The sequence below is a fragment of the Vibrio sp. 10N.222.49.C9 genome (assembly GCF_041474985.1).
GTDB classification, from domain to species: domain Bacteria; phylum Pseudomonadota; class Gammaproteobacteria; order Enterobacterales; family Vibrionaceae; genus Vibrio; species Vibrio crassostreae_C.
Genome location: NZ_JBFRVD010000030.1, coordinates 1 through 14393 on the forward strand (window position 1 = coordinate 1; position 14393 = coordinate 14393).

Consider the following 14393-nt stretch of genomic DNA (forward strand, 5'->3'; position numbering starts at 1 on the left):
GCCGCGATGAACCTTTTTTTATCAACAACACAAATGAACCCTTATGCATAAATGAAAGATCATTAATTGAAGCAATATCACATTTTGAAATAACAAGTGTGAGCCTCATTCAACAAAAACTTTATTCTATTCAATCAGTCACGCACAGGGCAAATCACTTGAAAGAGTGAGACGCAAAGCTTCCGGCCTAAACCACTCGTTGGTATGGTAGCGGGGTTACCGATGGCAAAATGCAGTAACTACTAATAATTTAGTAATTTACGGCTTATTGACAATTTAATTGCAACATTTTGCTAATCTCTCGGACCTGCTTATTTGGTGGCGTAGTTCAAATACACCGAGATAAATAACATGGATAAACCGATACTAAAGGATTCAATGAAATTATTTGAATCCCTAGGAAAAATAAAATCACGCTCGATGTTTGGTGGCTTCGGTCTTTTTGCTGATGACACTATGTTTGCTCTGGTTGTAAATGACCAGCTGCACATACGAGCAGACAAATGCACAACGAAACAGTTCGAACAACAAGGGTTTCAACCGTACGTCTACAAAAAACGTGGTTTCCCTGTCGTTACTAAATATTTCGCTTTACCTGAAGGCCTGTGGCAAGACCAAGAGAAAATCTTGCAGCTTGCAACGACGTCTCTGGGTTTTGCTAAAGAAGAAAAAGCTGAGCAGTCTTCTGCTAAGCCGACCCGACTCAAAGATCTGCCTAATCTTCGACTCGCTACCGAGCGTATGTTGAAAAAGGCAGGGATCGATTCTGTCGAACGTTTATATGAATCTGGCTCTGTAAACGCATTTAACGCCATCAAAGAATCGCATGCGTCTTCCGTCAGTATTGAACTACTTTGGGCGCTAGAAGGCGCGATCAATGGTACACATTGGTCTGTTATACCGCAGCAACGTCGCGAAGAGCTTATCAATCGCGTCAATTAACATTGTCAGTGCAATCTATATACATAACTAAGCCGCATTTACTGCGGCTTAGTTATGTCGACAAAACTAGTCTTATGTTTAGCTGAACCACTGAGTTCAAAAAGATGGACGGTAATAGTATTTGTAATCCACTTTAACCATCGGAATGAAGTTAATTTCTCCAGAGGAATCCATTATTTCTTTTACTTTGATGGTACCGTTTTTGATTTCAAACGAGCGTACATCTACTTTTTCAGAGGCTTGCGGTAAGATTTTGCTCAATTCATATGAGCGCTTACTGTTTATATCCATCCAGATTTTTTTTCCAGATTCGTAAGCCTGTGATTGGCTCGCCACTACATCGCCTTTAAATACTTTAGACTCAACAGCCGCACGGTGATAGACGCCCGATCCCATGGCTTGGAAAGAGAATAGGCCCGTTGTAGCAATAACCGTAATCATTGATAATAATTTCATAGCTAGCTCCTTAGTTGTCTGCCTGAATAATTATCTAAAACAATCTTCATGCCACGATTGTTACGTATATAGAACGAGCCAAGACCAAAACTCTTTCAAATTTTTGTTACTTTTTACGTGGTACAAATTATCGCTAATAAAATAATGCATACAAAACAAGTCCCTAGCAGAGAGTCACAACCTTCTAATCAACGAATCTTTTTCCACCTCTATTCCGCCAATACTTGTCGCTAACATAAGACTAAGCAATTAGGCTAGCTTTTTGCCCCCGATCCATCGTCTAGAACAAATAGTTTTTTATTAACTGGTGAAAGTTAATCTATGCTTTGCCTGTCTATCTATACTATCGGTATGCATTGAAAATTTAGAGGAAGTATCAATGAGTAAGAAAATGATATTGGGTATTGTGTTGGTCGTAACCATCGTCTTGTTAGGCATCAATTTCGGCCAGTACTTAACGCTTGAAAATGCTAAGGCCCAACAAGCTGTGTTAAATGACTACATTGACAGCAACTTTATTGCGGCTGCCGCTATCTATTTTGTCGCGTATGTCATGATTACGGCTTTCTCCATTCCTGGTGCCGCTGTTGTAACCTTATTAGGGGCCGCGCTATTTGGCTTCTGGAACAGCTTGCTACTGGTATCTTTCGCAAGTGCGATCGGTGCGACCTTAGCTTTCTTAAGTAGCCGTTACCTGTTGCGTGACTGGATTCAAACCAAGTTTGGTGACAAATTGGCGACGATTAACAAGGGGGTTGAAAAAGACGGCGCATTTTACCTGTTTTCTCTGCGTCTGATTCCTGTATTCCCATTTTTCCTTATCAACCTATTGATGGGTCTAACACCGATGTCAGTGAGTCGTTACTACATTACGAGTCAAATCGGGATGTTACCGGGGACGGCGGTTTTCTTGAATGCTGGTACTCAGCTCGCAGAAATTGATTCACTTTCGGGCATCGTCTCCCCTTCAGTACTATTGTCATTTGCATTATTGGGGATATTCCCAATAGTGGCTAAATGGTTGATGGGTAAGTTTCGCTCAGCACCCGTAGCTGAATAATGTATATAGCAGAATAGTTTATAATATCTAAACAACACAGATAGCCGAATAAGGTTCTATTTCAATGAAAATCTTCAGTGCATCGAATCCGACAGAAGCTCATATCATCTGTGGGTTGTTAGAAAGCGAGAATATTGCCTGTGAAGTCCGTGGTGAGGGGTTGTTCGGATTAAAGGGGGAAATCCCATTCACTGAAGAAACTGACCCTTACGTATGGTTATATGAGCCAGAATTGGCCAGTAAAGCTCGCATGCTCGTCAATGACTACCAAAAGCAGCAAGATTCGATCATCTATGAAGAGTGGCGTTGTGGTGAGTGTCATGAAGTCAACGAAGCGCAATTCGGCTCTTGCTGGCAGTGCGGTGCTGCCTCACCTGAATAGCAGGGTTTCAGTGACCTGATAGAACGATTCGGTCAGATACCTCCTCCAATTAAAAACGGGAAGCTAAAGTTAGCTTCCCGTTTTTATTTCAATTCGATTAACTCATCATGTTTGATTTCACGCCTAGAAAATCACTGAATTTGTTTTTGAATAAACGCAATCGAACGCTGATTAAACTCTTCAGGGTTTTCCACGTTACACACGTGTCCACAATTCGGGATTTCTACTAGCTCACTCGATTCATGCGCTGCAACCATTTCTTTTACAGGCTTAATAAACATGTAGTCACGTTCACCCATCAAATAAAGAGTCGGTATTGGTAGCTCTCTATCTTTAAAATATTTCATCAAGGGGTTTACATCAGCCGTTAAGATAAACCAGCGTTTAAATTCTTTCTGGCACAGTTTTTTGGCTTCGCGGATAAAAAGGTGACGAGACTCTTTTTGGCTTTTTTGTGGCATCACAACATAAGCAAAAAGGCTGTATAACCACATGTAAGGAATGATGTGCTTGCTGAGGTTACCCAACTTGATTAACACTTGAGAGCGAGTGTTTAGCTTGGTGACAGCGCCACCCAGTACCATTGAACGTACACGGCCAGCCGCCAGTTCGGCAACGTTACGCACAATAATCGTGCCCAAAGACATGCCAACGAAATGTGCAGAACGGATCTTAAGATGGTCTAACACTTTAAGAATATCAAGCGTCACCGATTTGAACGTATAACGATTCGAAATCAGCCCTTTAAGTATATTGTCTGATTTACCGTGCCCTCTCAGATCAATGAGAAGTAAGTTGAAATGCTGTTTATACGCTTTGATCTGCTTGAACCAGATGGAGGAACTGCCTCCTGCGCCATGCACAAATACAACCCACTCATCGCTCGTAGGGTGAGTAAATGTTTTATGAAATAGTAAACTCTCAGACATACCTATCGCTTTAATTATTGGAATGGAGCTATGCCTCATCACGAGGCGATGACTAAGGATACCACGCTATTAAGAACTTTAAGTGATAATAGTGTCAAACCTATCATTAGTCATGTGAATACCTACCTCACCTTTTCTACCTGACAAAAATGAGTTTGCAAGCTTTGTCTTCGTAAACGTGATGTGCTCTGACCAGGAAACAAAAAGGCACTCAACAATTAGAGCGCCTTCATTTATTACGAGCTGTTGTTGCCCGCCCGCTAATTTTAAAGCTAAGTCAACAAGTTAAAATGCTGAATGATACATAGCTAGGTATTCTTTAGCCGCATCTTCCCAACTAAAATCTTGCTGCATCGCATAAAGCTGAGCACGCTTAATTTCAGATGGGTTTTGTGCATAAAGCAGTAATGAACGATGTAACACAGCCAATAACGCCTGCGGTGTTGGCTCTTCAAAAGCAAACCCAGTCGCGACTTCAGGATCTTCATCGTAATCATTCACGCTGTCTTTTAAACCTCCCACAGAACGAACAATCGGCAAAGTACCGTAAGCCATGCTGTAGATTTGGTTTAAGCCACACGGTTCAAATTCCGAAGGCATCAAGAAGAAATCAGAGCCTGCTTCAACCAGGTGCGCAAGTTCATTATTGTACGCTTCTACGAACGAGAACTTATCTGAGTGAAGCGCTGATAGCTCTTTCAATTGACTCGCCAAAACCGGATCGCCAGTACCGACAATCACGATCTGAAGATCATTTTTCAAAAACTGTTCGATGATAGGCAGTAAGTAATGAACACCTTTTTGATTCGTCAAGCGACAAACCATGCCATAAACCGCGCAATCGGCAACGGGTAAACCTACATCTTGTTGCAGTTTTTGCTTACAAGCTGATTTTCCGCGAGCCATGCTGTGCTTGGTCGCTTTGTATTTACGAGGAAGGAAAGCATCAGTTTCCGGATTCCAAGCCCCATAATCACACCCATTCAAAATGCCGAACAGATCAGCAGATCTGTGTTGGAATTCTGCAGCCATACCGTGGCTACCTAATTCCGTTTTCAACTCTTCTGCATAGGTAGGACTTACTGCGTTCACTTTATCCGCACACATCACTCCAGCTCTTAGCATAGTGACATGAGTGTCACTCACTGAAGCTTCAGGCGCATGGTAACTGTGCATCTCTGGCAGGAATTGAAGTTCATCGTAGGCGAACACACCTTTGAAAACCGCATTGTGAATCGAAATAACACTGCGCGTATTTTCAAAGAAATCGTGTTGTTGATAACGCGATTTAAGCAAGAAAGGAACGAAACCAGTATGCCAGTCATTTGCATGAATGATATCCGGTTGGAAACCAAGCTTAGGAAGCATATCAAGACAGGCTGCACTAAAGAACGAGAAGCGCTCTCCGTTATCAGCATAAGCTTGATTGTTTTCTGCGTACATTTCCGGGCGGTCGAAATACTTGGCACATTCAATACCAAAAACTGGAACGCCTTCTACGCTCAGTTTTTTAACTTGATAAGCCGTATGAGGCCAATGATCGAGTTCAGTCGATAAAATAACTTCTGCTGAATCAATGTTTGGAATGTTTCTATATGCGGGGATAGTCACTCGAACGTCCTGTTCGAGTGTTTGCAACGCTTTCGGCAGTGCCTTGGCTACATCAGCCAAGCCACCACTTTTAATCAAGCCTTCAACTTCAGACGCTACAAAAAGTACCGAGAGAGTCTTAGTAACCAACTCGTGCTCCTTTAGAAATCACTACGACACCATCGTCAGATACGTGGTAATGCTTTTTGTCTTCTGTCAGATTTACACCAATCTGTGTACCCGGTGCGATATCTGCGTCTTTATCAATGATAACGCGGCGCAAGATACAACCCTCACCCACTTTTACATCACCGAGTAAGATGCTTTCGCTAATATCACACGCTGATGCGATATTGCTGCGGAAGCCCAGTACACTCTTTTCAATACGCGAACCACGTACATAACTACCGCTACACACAAGGCTATCAATGATCTGAATTCGACCATTTGCCGAATCAGTAAACGTAGCTGGTGGTAGTGGCGGGTAATAAGTGTGTAGAGGCCATTTACGGTTGTATAGCGAGAATGGCGCATCTTTCTTAAGAAGGTCCATGTGCGCTTGCCAGTACGCGTCAATCGTACCTACATCGCGCCAGTAAACTTCTTCTTTCTCACCAGTAATACGGTTGGTGCTGAAATCATAAACAAACACATCACCACGTGGGAACATGTTTGGAATAATGTCTTTGCCGAAATCGTGTGTCGAACCTTCTCTATCAGCATCTTCCGTTAGTTCGGCAAAAAGCTCTTTCGCTTCGAACACGTAGTTGCCCATTGAAACGAGCGCTGATTCTGGATCGCCCGGGATCGACTTCGGATTTGCAGGTTTCTCTTCAAAGCCAATCATACGGCCGTCAGCATCAACCTCAATAACACCGAATTCTGATGCTTCAGCAAGCGGCATGCGCAATGCTGATACTGTTAGAGCCGCTTTCTTCTCTTTATGGAAATCAAGCATCTGTTTGATGTCCATCTTATAGATATGGTCTGAACCAAAAATACATACTTGATCAGGTTCTTCCAACTCCATAAAGCCCATGTTTTGGTAGATAGCATCTGCTGTGCCTTCATACCAACGCTTTCCTTTACGCATTTGCGCAGGAATTGGGTCGATAAAACGGTCTGTTATGCCACTGATATTCCAGCCTTTTTTCATATGGTGGAACAGTGACTGTGACTTAAATTGTGTTAATACGTAGATCTTCATTAGATCAGCATTAACGAAGTTGTTCAAAGCGAAATCAATTAAGCGGTAACTACCACCGAAAGGAACCGAGGGTTTGCTGCGAGATTCAGTTAAAGGTCTTAAGCGAGAGCCTTCACCACCAGCAAGAATCATTCCCAATACACCAGCCATTTTATTCTCCATATATCTATAGCTTGTCGATGTTAGTACTCGTAGAGGTATCTTCCTCTGGGGGATGAGCACCAACACTTATTTCGGTATTTAGCGAATATCCATTCACATACAGTGACAATATCCCAAGCCAAACGTTGTTATGTGTGCACTATTCTTTGCACTTGGTTTTATATACGTTATCGACTTTTCGGCCGAATTCAATTTTTAATACGCCATTCTGTGGTACGTAAGCTGATTGCTTTCCTAAGACTTAAAGCAGCTCACACTACACCGTCCAGACGAAACATTACATTAACACCCGACACACATCAGGTATACAACTAAACGCTGATCTGTGAGTTACAATATTTTAATTAAGTTACATTCTCGTTAAAGTTGCATAAGAAAATCTGATTAATTGGCATTATTTATTTTGCGATGTGAATTTAATAAATTCTCGCAGACGAAACACCAGGTCAACAAGTTGCATATTTAGTCATATTGAGATCAAAAAAAAGCAGCCATTAGGCTGCTTTTTCATCAATAACGTTCAGTTATTTCTCTTTAGGCTTTTTACGCTTATCCGTAACTTCCCACTTACCGTCGATGTACAACGCAGTCCAACCGGACGGTTTTCCATCTACTTCAGTACGCACGTAGTTTTCTTTGGTCTTACGACTAAAACGAACCACTGTCGGCTTACCATCAGGGTCAGCAACTGGCGCTGATGCTAGGTATTGGAACTTAGGTGAGATACGGTCTTTAAAACGAACCAGCTCTTCCACTAATGGTGCACGTGTTTCACGTGATTTAGGGAAGTTGCTCGCAGCCATAAATAGACCAGAAGCACCATCACGAAGAACAAAGTACGCGTCTGAATTTTCACACGGAAGTTCAGGGAAATGCACCGGGTCTTCTTTTGGTGGCGCAACTTCGCCATTTTTCAGAATCTTACGAGTGTTCTTACAATCTTCACTCGTACAGTCCATGTATTTACCAAAACGACCGTTCTTCAGAACCATGTCAGAACCACACTTGTCACACTCAACAAGTGGACCATCGTAGCCTTTCACTTTAAATTCGCCGTGCTCAACCACATAACCTTCACAGTTCGGGTTGTTACCACATACGTGCATCTTACGCTTATCATCGATTAGATAGGCATCCATTGCCGTTTCACAAATAGGACAACGCTTTTTAGCTCGAAGTGCTGCTGTTTCAACGTCTTCTTCAAGCACGTTGATAATGCCTTCTTCATCACCAAGGTTGATTGTTGTCTTACAACGCTCTTTTGGTGGAAGTGCATAGCCAGAACAACCAAGGAATACGCCTGTCGAAGCAGTACGAATACCCATTTTACGGCTACAAGTCGGACACTCAATATCGGTTTCCACGATATGATTTGGCTTCATGCCACCAGCGTCTTCGTCTAAGTCTGCTTTTTCCAAATCGCCAGTAAAGTCTTCGAAGAAGTTATCTAGCACGCCTTTCCAGCTTGCTTCGCCTTCTGCGATTTGGTCCAACTTCTGCTCCATACGAGCAGTGAAGTCGTAGTTCATTAGGTCATTGAAGCTGCCATCTAGACGGTCAGTAACAATTTCACCCATCTTCTCAGCATAGAAACGACGCTGTTCAACTTTTACATAACCGCGATCTTGAATCGTTGAGATGATTGATGCGTATGTTGAAGGACGACCAATACCACGCTTCTCAAGCTCTTTAACTAGCGCCGCTTCAGTGAAACGAGCCGGTGGCTTAGTGAAGTGCTGTTTAGGGTCTAGCGCAATCAGATCAAGCTTATCGCCGATCTGTACTGCTGGAAGGATCGTATCTTCGTTCTTGCCCATTGGACGCTGAACACGAGTCCAACCATCAAATTTAAGGATACGACCTTTCGCTTTCAACGTGTACTCATCTGCTTTAACGCTTACTGTCGTTGAATCGTATTGAGCTGGCGTCATTTGACACGCTACGAATTGATTCCAAATTAGCGAGTAAAGCTTGTGTGCGTCTGCGTCTACGCCGTTTAGATCTTCCGACTTAACATCTACACTTGAAGGACGAATCGCTTCGTGGGCCTCTTGAGCGCCCTCTTTGCTGCCGTATGCAAGAGCTTTAGGTGGAAGGTATTGCGCGCCGTACTCAGAACCAATGTATTCACGAGCGGCTTCTACAGCTTCTGAACTCAAGTTGGTTGAATCAGTACGCATATAAGTGATGTAACCCGCTTCATACAGGCGTTGAGCCAGCATCATGGTTTTCTTTACGCCATAACCAAGACGCGTACTCGCCGCTTGTTGCAGCGTCGACGTGATGTAAGGTGCAGACGGCTTACTCTTTGTTGGGCGGTCTTCACGTTTACATACTTCGTATTGCGCTTTTTCTAAAACGCTAACAGCAGCTTGTGTTTGCGCTTCATTTTCAGGTTTAAACGCAACACCGTCTTTCTGTGCAACTTGCAGTCTAAAGTCGGTTTTCTCTGCTGTTTTAGTATCAGCATGCACATCCCAGAACTCTTCAGGGATAAAGGCGTTGATCTCGCGCTCACGCTCTACCAGTAGTTTTACCGCTACTGATTGAACACGGCCAGCGGACAGGCCTCGTGCTACTTTTTTCCAAAGCAGAGGTGACACCATAAAGCCAACAACACGGTCCATAAAACGTCGTGCTTGTTGTGCGTTTACGCCATCAATATTTAGCTCACCTGGAGTTTCGAAAGCTTGTTGAATAGCATTCTTGGTGATTTCGTTAAAAACCACTCGCTTGTATCGCGTTTCATCGCCACCGATGATCTCACGAAGGTGCCATGCGATAGCTTCTCCTTCGCGGTCCAAATCGGTTGCGAGATAAACATGGTCTGCGTTCTCAGCCAGTTTTTGCAATTCAGCGACGACTTTCTCTTTACCAGGTAGGATTTGGTAGTTCGCTTCCCACTCTTTATACGGGTTGATACCCATCTTTTTGATAAGAGCTTTGCGATCTTTTTCTTTCTTGATACGAGCTTTGTCTTCTGGGCTCATACCCTTGGTTGAAACTGCAGCAGCCTTTTGACCAGTACTTTGACCTGCCGTTGGTAAATCACGTACGTGACCTACACTCGACTTAACGACAAAGTCTTTGCCAAGATATTTATTGATAGTTTTAGCCTTGGCTGGCGACTCCACTATAACGAGCGATTTACCCATATTGACTCTAACGTCCTTAATCACGATGCTTCAGCACCAACAATTTAGCTTGTGGGCTTTTACGCATGATATTCTAAATTCATTGCTTCTTTTTTTACTATTGTGCGAGATTACTAGAAGATCAACCGCTTTTTTCAAAATTGGATCTGATCGCTCGACAATTCGACGACTCATAGATAAAAGGGTCACAATATAAAGAAGCTATAAAGTACTCACTAAGAATACTTGCAAGAGCCTATTCATCAGGCATTACGTCTAAACGGGCTCATACTAAGCTTGTCCGCGAATCTAACGCGAGCCCCATTCAATTATTTTTGCCGTAAATCACAAAATAAATTGTGGATGTTTGAAAAGACTCTCTTAATCGGTTGTGAAATCATTGAATTTCTAGTTCGACACCATAAACTCAACGTTATATTCAGTTATCAGAGATAAACTCATGACAAAGAAAGTAATAGCAGAATTTGATTTACTGCTTATCGCAAACCAAATTATCCAATCACATGATGACTACATTGAAGGCATGCGCGCAAACAGCGTAGTAGAAAAAGACGATGTACTCGTCTTCAAAGGTGAATACTTCTTAGACAGCAATGGAATGCCGACAGAGAATACAACCGCGGTATTTAACATGTTTAAATACTTAGCGCACCACCTTTCGAAAGAATTTACAATTCAGCAATAATTAAAAAGCTTGCCACTTAGGCAAGCTTTTTTGTTCCTAAACCTTTACATACTAAGCATTTTTATAGACTTAGCATTTTCAGCTTGTCGAAATAATCAGGGAATGTCTTTGACGTACAACCTGGATCATTAATCGTCACAGGCGTATCGCTCAAAGCAACCAGCGAGAAACACATCGCCATACGGTGATCATCGTAAGTATCAATCGCCGCATGAGTCAGTTCAGCCACAGGGTTAACAATAATGTAATCTTCACCCTCTTCCACTTCAGCGCCGACTTTGCGTAGCTCTGTTGCCATTGCAGCCAAGCGGTCTGTCTCTTTCACACGCCAGTTGTAGACATTACGGATTGCCGTTGTGCCTTTCGCAAACAATGCGGTTGTCGCGATAGTCATCGCAGCATCTGGGATATGGTTATAGTCCATATCAATGCCTTTCAGCTCGCCACAACGAGAAATAACGTAGTCGTCACCCCATTCGATTTCCGCACCCATTTTCTCAAGCGCATCAGCGAATTGGATATCACCTTGGATACTGTTTTTACCAATACCAGTGACCTTAATCTCACCACCTTTGATAGCAGCGGCTGCAAGGAAATATGACGCAGATGATGCATCACCTTCAACCAAGAAATCACCCGGTGCCGAGTAAGATTGCCCGGTAGGAATCACAAACTCTTGGTAATCATTATTGATCACGTCCACACCAAATTGCTTCATGATGTGCAGCGTAATATCGATGTAAGGTTTAGAAACCAATTCACCGTCAATTTTAATGGTCACTTCACCTTCAGCTAAAGGCGCAGCCATCAAAAATGCCGTCAAAAATTGACTAGAGATCGAACCGTCGATAGAAACCGTACCGCTCTTCAAACCGGTACCTGTGATCTTCAATGGCGGGTAGTTTTCGTTCTCTAAATATTCAACGTCGGCACCGGCTTCTCGTAGTGCTGTTACTAAGTGGCCAATTGGGCGCTCTTTCATGCGAGGCTCACCAGTAAGAACGTATTCACCGCGACCTAAACATAGTGCAGCCGCCAACGGACGCATCGCCGTACCCGCGTTACCTAAGAAAAGCTCTAGGGCTTTGTCACTTGAGAATGCACCACCAACACCTGTCACTTCACAAACGGTTTTGTCTGCAGACAACTGATAATCAACACCTAACTGAGTCAATGCATTCAACATATGACGAATATCATCACTGTCTAGCAAGTTTGTTAGGCGAGTGGTTCCCGTAGAAAGTGCAGCCAAAAGAAGTGCACGGTTGGAAACGCTTTTTGAACCAGGTAGGTTAACTTCCCCGTTCACTTTTTGAATTGGTTGTAACGTAAGGCTTTCCATTAAATCTTATAGTCCTTGTACCACCCGAAGTCACTGGTGCGTATTTATTTTCGGGTGATGAATAATTCTTCGTACTTGCAGACTAACGAACTTTTCCAACGAACTCCAGAGCTAATCCGGCCCAGACCGGTGATTAATTAGCCAATCAATCGTATTTATATACTAGTACACGAGATCAACTCGAACACCATCTGAAAAATAGAGAATTCGTACATCATCGCCTCGGTTGAACAGCATCGAGTTATCGACATCTTGGATAATGTTGACCAACTTGTCGTCTTTGGTTTTGACCAATAACTCGACCAGTTTGTACTCTACTTTATATTGTGTGTTACCTCGGTTACGAGCAATACCCGCACCTGCTACTGCACCTACAGCTGTCGCCACTTCTTTACCAGTGCCGCCGCCAAACTGGTTACCAATCAAGCCACCAATCGCCGCACCTAACAAGGTTTCCCAACCATTCGCTTTCGACTCAACGATCTCTTGCTGAGTGATGTATCTGACCGTATCAATCTCACCATAAACCACCTCGTTTACTGGTCGAGCTTGGTTTCTGTTGTAAGCTGCATTTGCCAACATGGGCAAAACAAGTAAAATCCAAAGCAACTTCTTCATGGTAAAACTCCTAAAGACCTCTTGGTCAGTGATTAATCTGTAATGCGGTACTTATGACTATATACCTAACCGAACTTGATACTACTAGTATAGAGTTTCCTTCGCCTTTCGACGCGCTTGATGACCCCAACGGTCTGCTCGCCTTCGGTGGTGATTTATCACCAATGCGAATTTTAAACGCTTATAGCCAAGGTATATTTCCATGGTATGGCCCAGGTGAGCCTATACTTTGGTGGAGCCCTGCACCGCGAGCGGTATTTAATCCTAAGACATTCGAACCGTCAAAAAGTCTTAAAAAGTTTCAAAGAAAGCACAATTACCGAGTCAGCATCAACCAAGCGACGGACAGAGTAATTGGTTATTGCTCTTCACTAAGACCCGAAGAAGAAACCTGGCTAAACAGCGACATGCAGTCAGCCTACCGCAAACTCGCTTCATTAGGTTTCTGCCACTCGGTTGAGGTTTGGCAAGATGATGAACTGATCGGTGGACTTTACGGCTTACAAAGAGGCCAAGTCTTTTGCGGTGAATCGATGTTCAGCCTAAAGACCAATGCCTCTAAAATTGCGCTGTGGTACTTTTGTAAACACTTTACCCGATTCGGCGGACAACTGATTGATTGCCAAGTCATGAACCCTCACTTGGAATCCTTGGGCGCTATCGAGGTTGATAGGGATGAATTCCTAGGCTCTCTGCAATTACTCAAAGAGTTCTCCGTTGACGATGCATGCTTTAAAACCCAATGGCTAAAGGAAATGCCTTAATGAATCCAGATTTACAACAAATCAGAATTGGATTAACAGACAATCACGCTTGCAGCTACTTACCTCACTTCGAAGAGAGAGTGGCGGTCACGCTTGACGAACACATGCACACCTCAGATAACTATGAAGTTCTGCTTGCGAATGGATTTCGCCGCAGTGGTTCAACCATTTATAAGCCACATTGCGATAATTGCTCAGCATGCCAAGCGATTCGGCTTTCAATTCCTGAGGTTAAGCTTTCCAAAAGCCAACGACGGATCCTTAACAAAGGAAAATCACTACGTTGGGAACTGAAAGATGAGATGGATGACAACTGGTTTGACTTATACAGTCGCTATATCACCGCTCGTCACCGTTCGGGAACCATGTACCCACCCAAGAAAGAAGAGTTTCTACAATTCTCTAAAAATGAGTGGCTTACTACAAAGTTCATGCACATCTATGATGAGAACAAGTTGGTTGGTATCGCCGTAACCGACATCATGGCTCACTGTACGAGCGCGTTTTATACCTTCTTCGATCCTGATATAGACATTTCGATGGGAACACTTGGCGTTCTATTTCAGATCCAACATGCCCAGAAAGAACAAAAACAATGGTTATATTTGGGTTATCAAATCGATGAATGCCCTGCGATGAACTATAAAGTACGATTTCAACGTCATCAAAGGCTAGTAAATCAGCGGTGGCAAGGGTAGAATACGCGACAACTTTACATATTTTGATTTTAACGGCACAATCAAGCCGTTGAAAACCGCCAAATTTCGAAAGAGGATTAGATGGCTAAAGAAGACGTAATCGAGATGCAAGGCACTGTCCTTGATACTCTACCAAACACAATGTTCCGTGTTGAGCTTGAAAACGGTCACGTAGTGACAGCACACATCTCTGGTAAAATGCGTAAGAACTACATCCGTATTCTTACTGGTGATAAAGTAACTGTTGAGATGACTCCATACGACCTTTCTAAAGGCCGCATCGTCTTCCGTGCTCGTTAATTTTTAATTAGCGAATACAATAAGAAGCGGAGCTTAAGGCTCCGTTTTTTATTGCCTGAGCTTTTTACTACACAAGCACATCAATCTCGCATCTCGCATCTCG

The 14393-nt window shown here is 43.1% G+C and carries 14 protein-coding genes and 1 riboswitch; of the genes, 7 read left to right on the forward strand and 7 right to left on the reverse strand.

Annotated features, from left to right (window positions below; all coding sequences use genetic code 11):
- Nucleotides 1–138 precede the first annotated feature (138 nt).
- Nucleotides 139–224: riboswitch (cyclic di-GMP riboswitch) on the forward strand.
- A gap of 127 nt (nt 225–351) precedes the next feature.
- Nucleotides 352–942, forward strand: coding sequence for a TfoX/Sxy family DNA transformation protein (locus AB4585_RS13360; RefSeq protein WP_004736448.1), 591 nt, complete (start codon nt 352–354; stop codon nt 940–942).
- A 96-nt stretch (nt 943–1038) separates the two neighbouring features.
- Here AB4585_RS13360 and AB4585_RS13365 read toward each other — a convergent pair whose 3' ends face one another.
- Nucleotides 1039–1398, reverse strand: a complete 360-nt coding sequence (locus AB4585_RS13365) for a DUF3316 domain-containing protein (RefSeq protein WP_017067843.1) — start codon at nt 1396–1398, stop codon at nt 1039–1041.
- Nucleotides 1399–1777: 379 nt separating this feature from the next.
- Here AB4585_RS13365 and AB4585_RS13370 point away from each other — a divergent pair, with 379 nt between their 5' ends.
- Nucleotides 1778–2458 carry a TVP38/TMEM64 family protein gene (locus tag AB4585_RS13370; RefSeq protein WP_017072239.1) on the forward strand — a complete coding sequence of 227 codons (681 nt, stop codon included), beginning with the start codon at nt 1778–1780 and terminating at the stop codon, nt 2456–2458.
- Nucleotides 2459–2522: 64 nt separating this feature from the next.
- The gene (locus tag AB4585_RS13375) at nt 2523–2840 is read left to right on the forward strand and encodes a DUF2007 domain-containing protein (RefSeq protein ID WP_017062099.1); all 318 of its coding nucleotides are present in this window, start codon (nt 2523–2525) and stop codon (nt 2838–2840) included.
- Nucleotides 2841–2971: 131 nt separating this feature from the next.
- On the opposite strand, the gene AB4585_RS13380 is transcribed toward AB4585_RS13375, so the two are convergent.
- The 4 genes from AB4585_RS13380 to topA all read right to left on the reverse strand — a co-directional run bounded on the left by AB4585_RS13380 (nt 2972) and on the right by topA (nt 9883).
- Nucleotides 2972–3769, reverse strand: a complete 798-nt coding sequence (locus AB4585_RS13380; RefSeq protein WP_017062100.1) for an alpha/beta fold hydrolase — start codon at nt 3767–3769, stop codon at nt 2972–2974.
- A gap of 285 nt (nt 3770–4054) precedes the next feature.
- Nucleotides 4055–5509 carry a glycogen synthase GlgA gene (gene glgA, locus AB4585_RS13385; protein ID WP_017070017.1) on the reverse strand — a complete coding sequence of 485 codons (1455 nt, stop codon included), beginning with the start codon at nt 5507–5509 and terminating at the stop codon, nt 4055–4057.
- A complete protein-coding gene (gene glgC, locus AB4585_RS13390) occupies nt 5499–6728 on the reverse strand; it encodes a glucose-1-phosphate adenylyltransferase (protein WP_080582251.1) in 1230 nt (409 codons plus the stop codon). The genes glgA and glgC overlap by 11 nt, the downstream gene beginning before the upstream one ends.
- Before the next feature lie 524 nt (nt 6729–7252).
- A complete protein-coding gene (gene topA, locus AB4585_RS13395; protein ID WP_017067846.1) occupies nt 7253–9883 on the reverse strand; it encodes a type I DNA topoisomerase in 2631 nt (876 codons plus the stop codon).
- 439 nt (nt 9884–10322) lie between these two features.
- Between topA and AB4585_RS13400 the strand changes: the two genes are divergently transcribed.
- Nucleotides 10323–10568, forward strand: coding sequence for a YciN family protein (locus tag AB4585_RS13400; protein ID WP_017062104.1), 246 nt, complete (start codon nt 10323–10325; stop codon nt 10566–10568).
- 61 nt (nt 10569–10629) lie between these two features.
- Here AB4585_RS13400 and aroA read toward each other — a convergent pair whose 3' ends face one another.
- Nucleotides 10630–11910, reverse strand: coding sequence for a 3-phosphoshikimate 1-carboxyvinyltransferase (aroA, locus tag AB4585_RS13405; RefSeq protein ID WP_017062105.1), 1281 nt, complete (start codon nt 11908–11910; stop codon nt 10630–10632).
- A gap of 162 nt (nt 11911–12072) precedes the next feature.
- Nucleotides 12073–12528: a glycine zipper 2TM domain-containing protein gene (locus AB4585_RS13410; RefSeq protein WP_004736438.1), complete on the reverse strand. Its 456-nt coding sequence runs from the start codon at nt 12526–12528 to the stop codon at nt 12073–12075.
- 53 nt (nt 12529–12581) lie between these two features.
- Here AB4585_RS13410 and aat point away from each other — a divergent pair, with 53 nt between their 5' ends.
- From aat to infA, 3 genes are all read left to right on the forward strand, one after another.
- Nucleotides 12582–13292, forward strand: coding sequence for a leucyl/phenylalanyl-tRNA--protein transferase (gene aat, locus AB4585_RS13415; protein ID WP_017063504.1), 711 nt, complete (start codon nt 12582–12584; stop codon nt 13290–13292).
- Entirely contained in the window at nt 13292–13990 is a 699-nt protein-coding gene (locus AB4585_RS13420) for an arginyltransferase (protein ID WP_065585123.1), read from the forward strand. The genes aat and AB4585_RS13420 overlap by 1 nt, the downstream gene beginning before the upstream one ends.
- An 81-nt stretch (nt 13991–14071) precedes the next feature.
- Nucleotides 14072–14290 (forward strand): translation initiation factor IF-1, encoded by a 219-nt coding sequence (infA, locus tag AB4585_RS13425; protein ID WP_001040192.1) that lies wholly within the window; start codon nt 14072–14074, stop codon nt 14288–14290.
- Nucleotides 14291–14393: the final 103 nt, after the last annotated feature.

Bases quoted from the DNA above. Each gene is read 5' to 3' on its own strand.
- AB4585_RS13360 (WP_004736448.1), top strand. From the start codon at position 352: ATGGATAAACCGATACTAAAGGATTCAATGAAATTATTTGAATCCCTA.
- AB4585_RS13365 (WP_017067843.1), bottom strand. From the start codon at position 1,398: ATGAAATTATTATCAATGATTACGGTTATTGCTACAACGGGCCTATTC.
- AB4585_RS13370 (WP_017072239.1), top strand. From the start codon at position 1,778: ATGAGTAAGAAAATGATATTGGGTATTGTGTTGGTCGTAACCATCGTC.
- AB4585_RS13375 (WP_017062099.1), top strand. From the start codon at position 2,523: ATGAAAATCTTCAGTGCATCGAATCCGACAGAAGCTCATATCATCTGT.
- AB4585_RS13380 (WP_017062100.1), bottom strand. From the start codon at position 3,769: ATGTCTGAGAGTTTACTATTTCATAAAACATTTACTCACCCTACGAGC.
- glgC (WP_080582251.1), bottom strand. From the start codon at position 6,728: ATGGAGAATAAAATGGCTGGTGTATTGGGAATGATTCTTGCTGGTGGT.
- topA (WP_017067846.1), bottom strand. From the start codon at position 9,883: ATGGGTAAATCGCTCGTTATAGTGGAGTCGCCAGCCAAGGCTAAAACT.
- AB4585_RS13400 (WP_017062104.1), top strand. From the start codon at position 10,323: ATGACAAAGAAAGTAATAGCAGAATTTGATTTACTGCTTATCGCAAAC.
- aroA (WP_017062105.1), bottom strand. From the start codon at position 11,910: ATGGAAAGCCTTACGTTACAACCAATTCAAAAAGTGAACGGGGAAGTT.
- AB4585_RS13410 (WP_004736438.1), bottom strand. From the start codon at position 12,528: ATGAAGAAGTTGCTTTGGATTTTACTTGTTTTGCCCATGTTGGCAAAT.
- aat (WP_017063504.1), top strand. From the start codon at position 12,582: ATGACTATATACCTAACCGAACTTGATACTACTAGTATAGAGTTTCCT.
- AB4585_RS13420 (WP_065585123.1), top strand. From the start codon at position 13,292: ATGAATCCAGATTTACAACAAATCAGAATTGGATTAACAGACAATCAC.
- infA (WP_001040192.1), top strand. From the start codon at position 14,072: ATGGCTAAAGAAGACGTAATCGAGATGCAAGGCACTGTCCTTGATACT.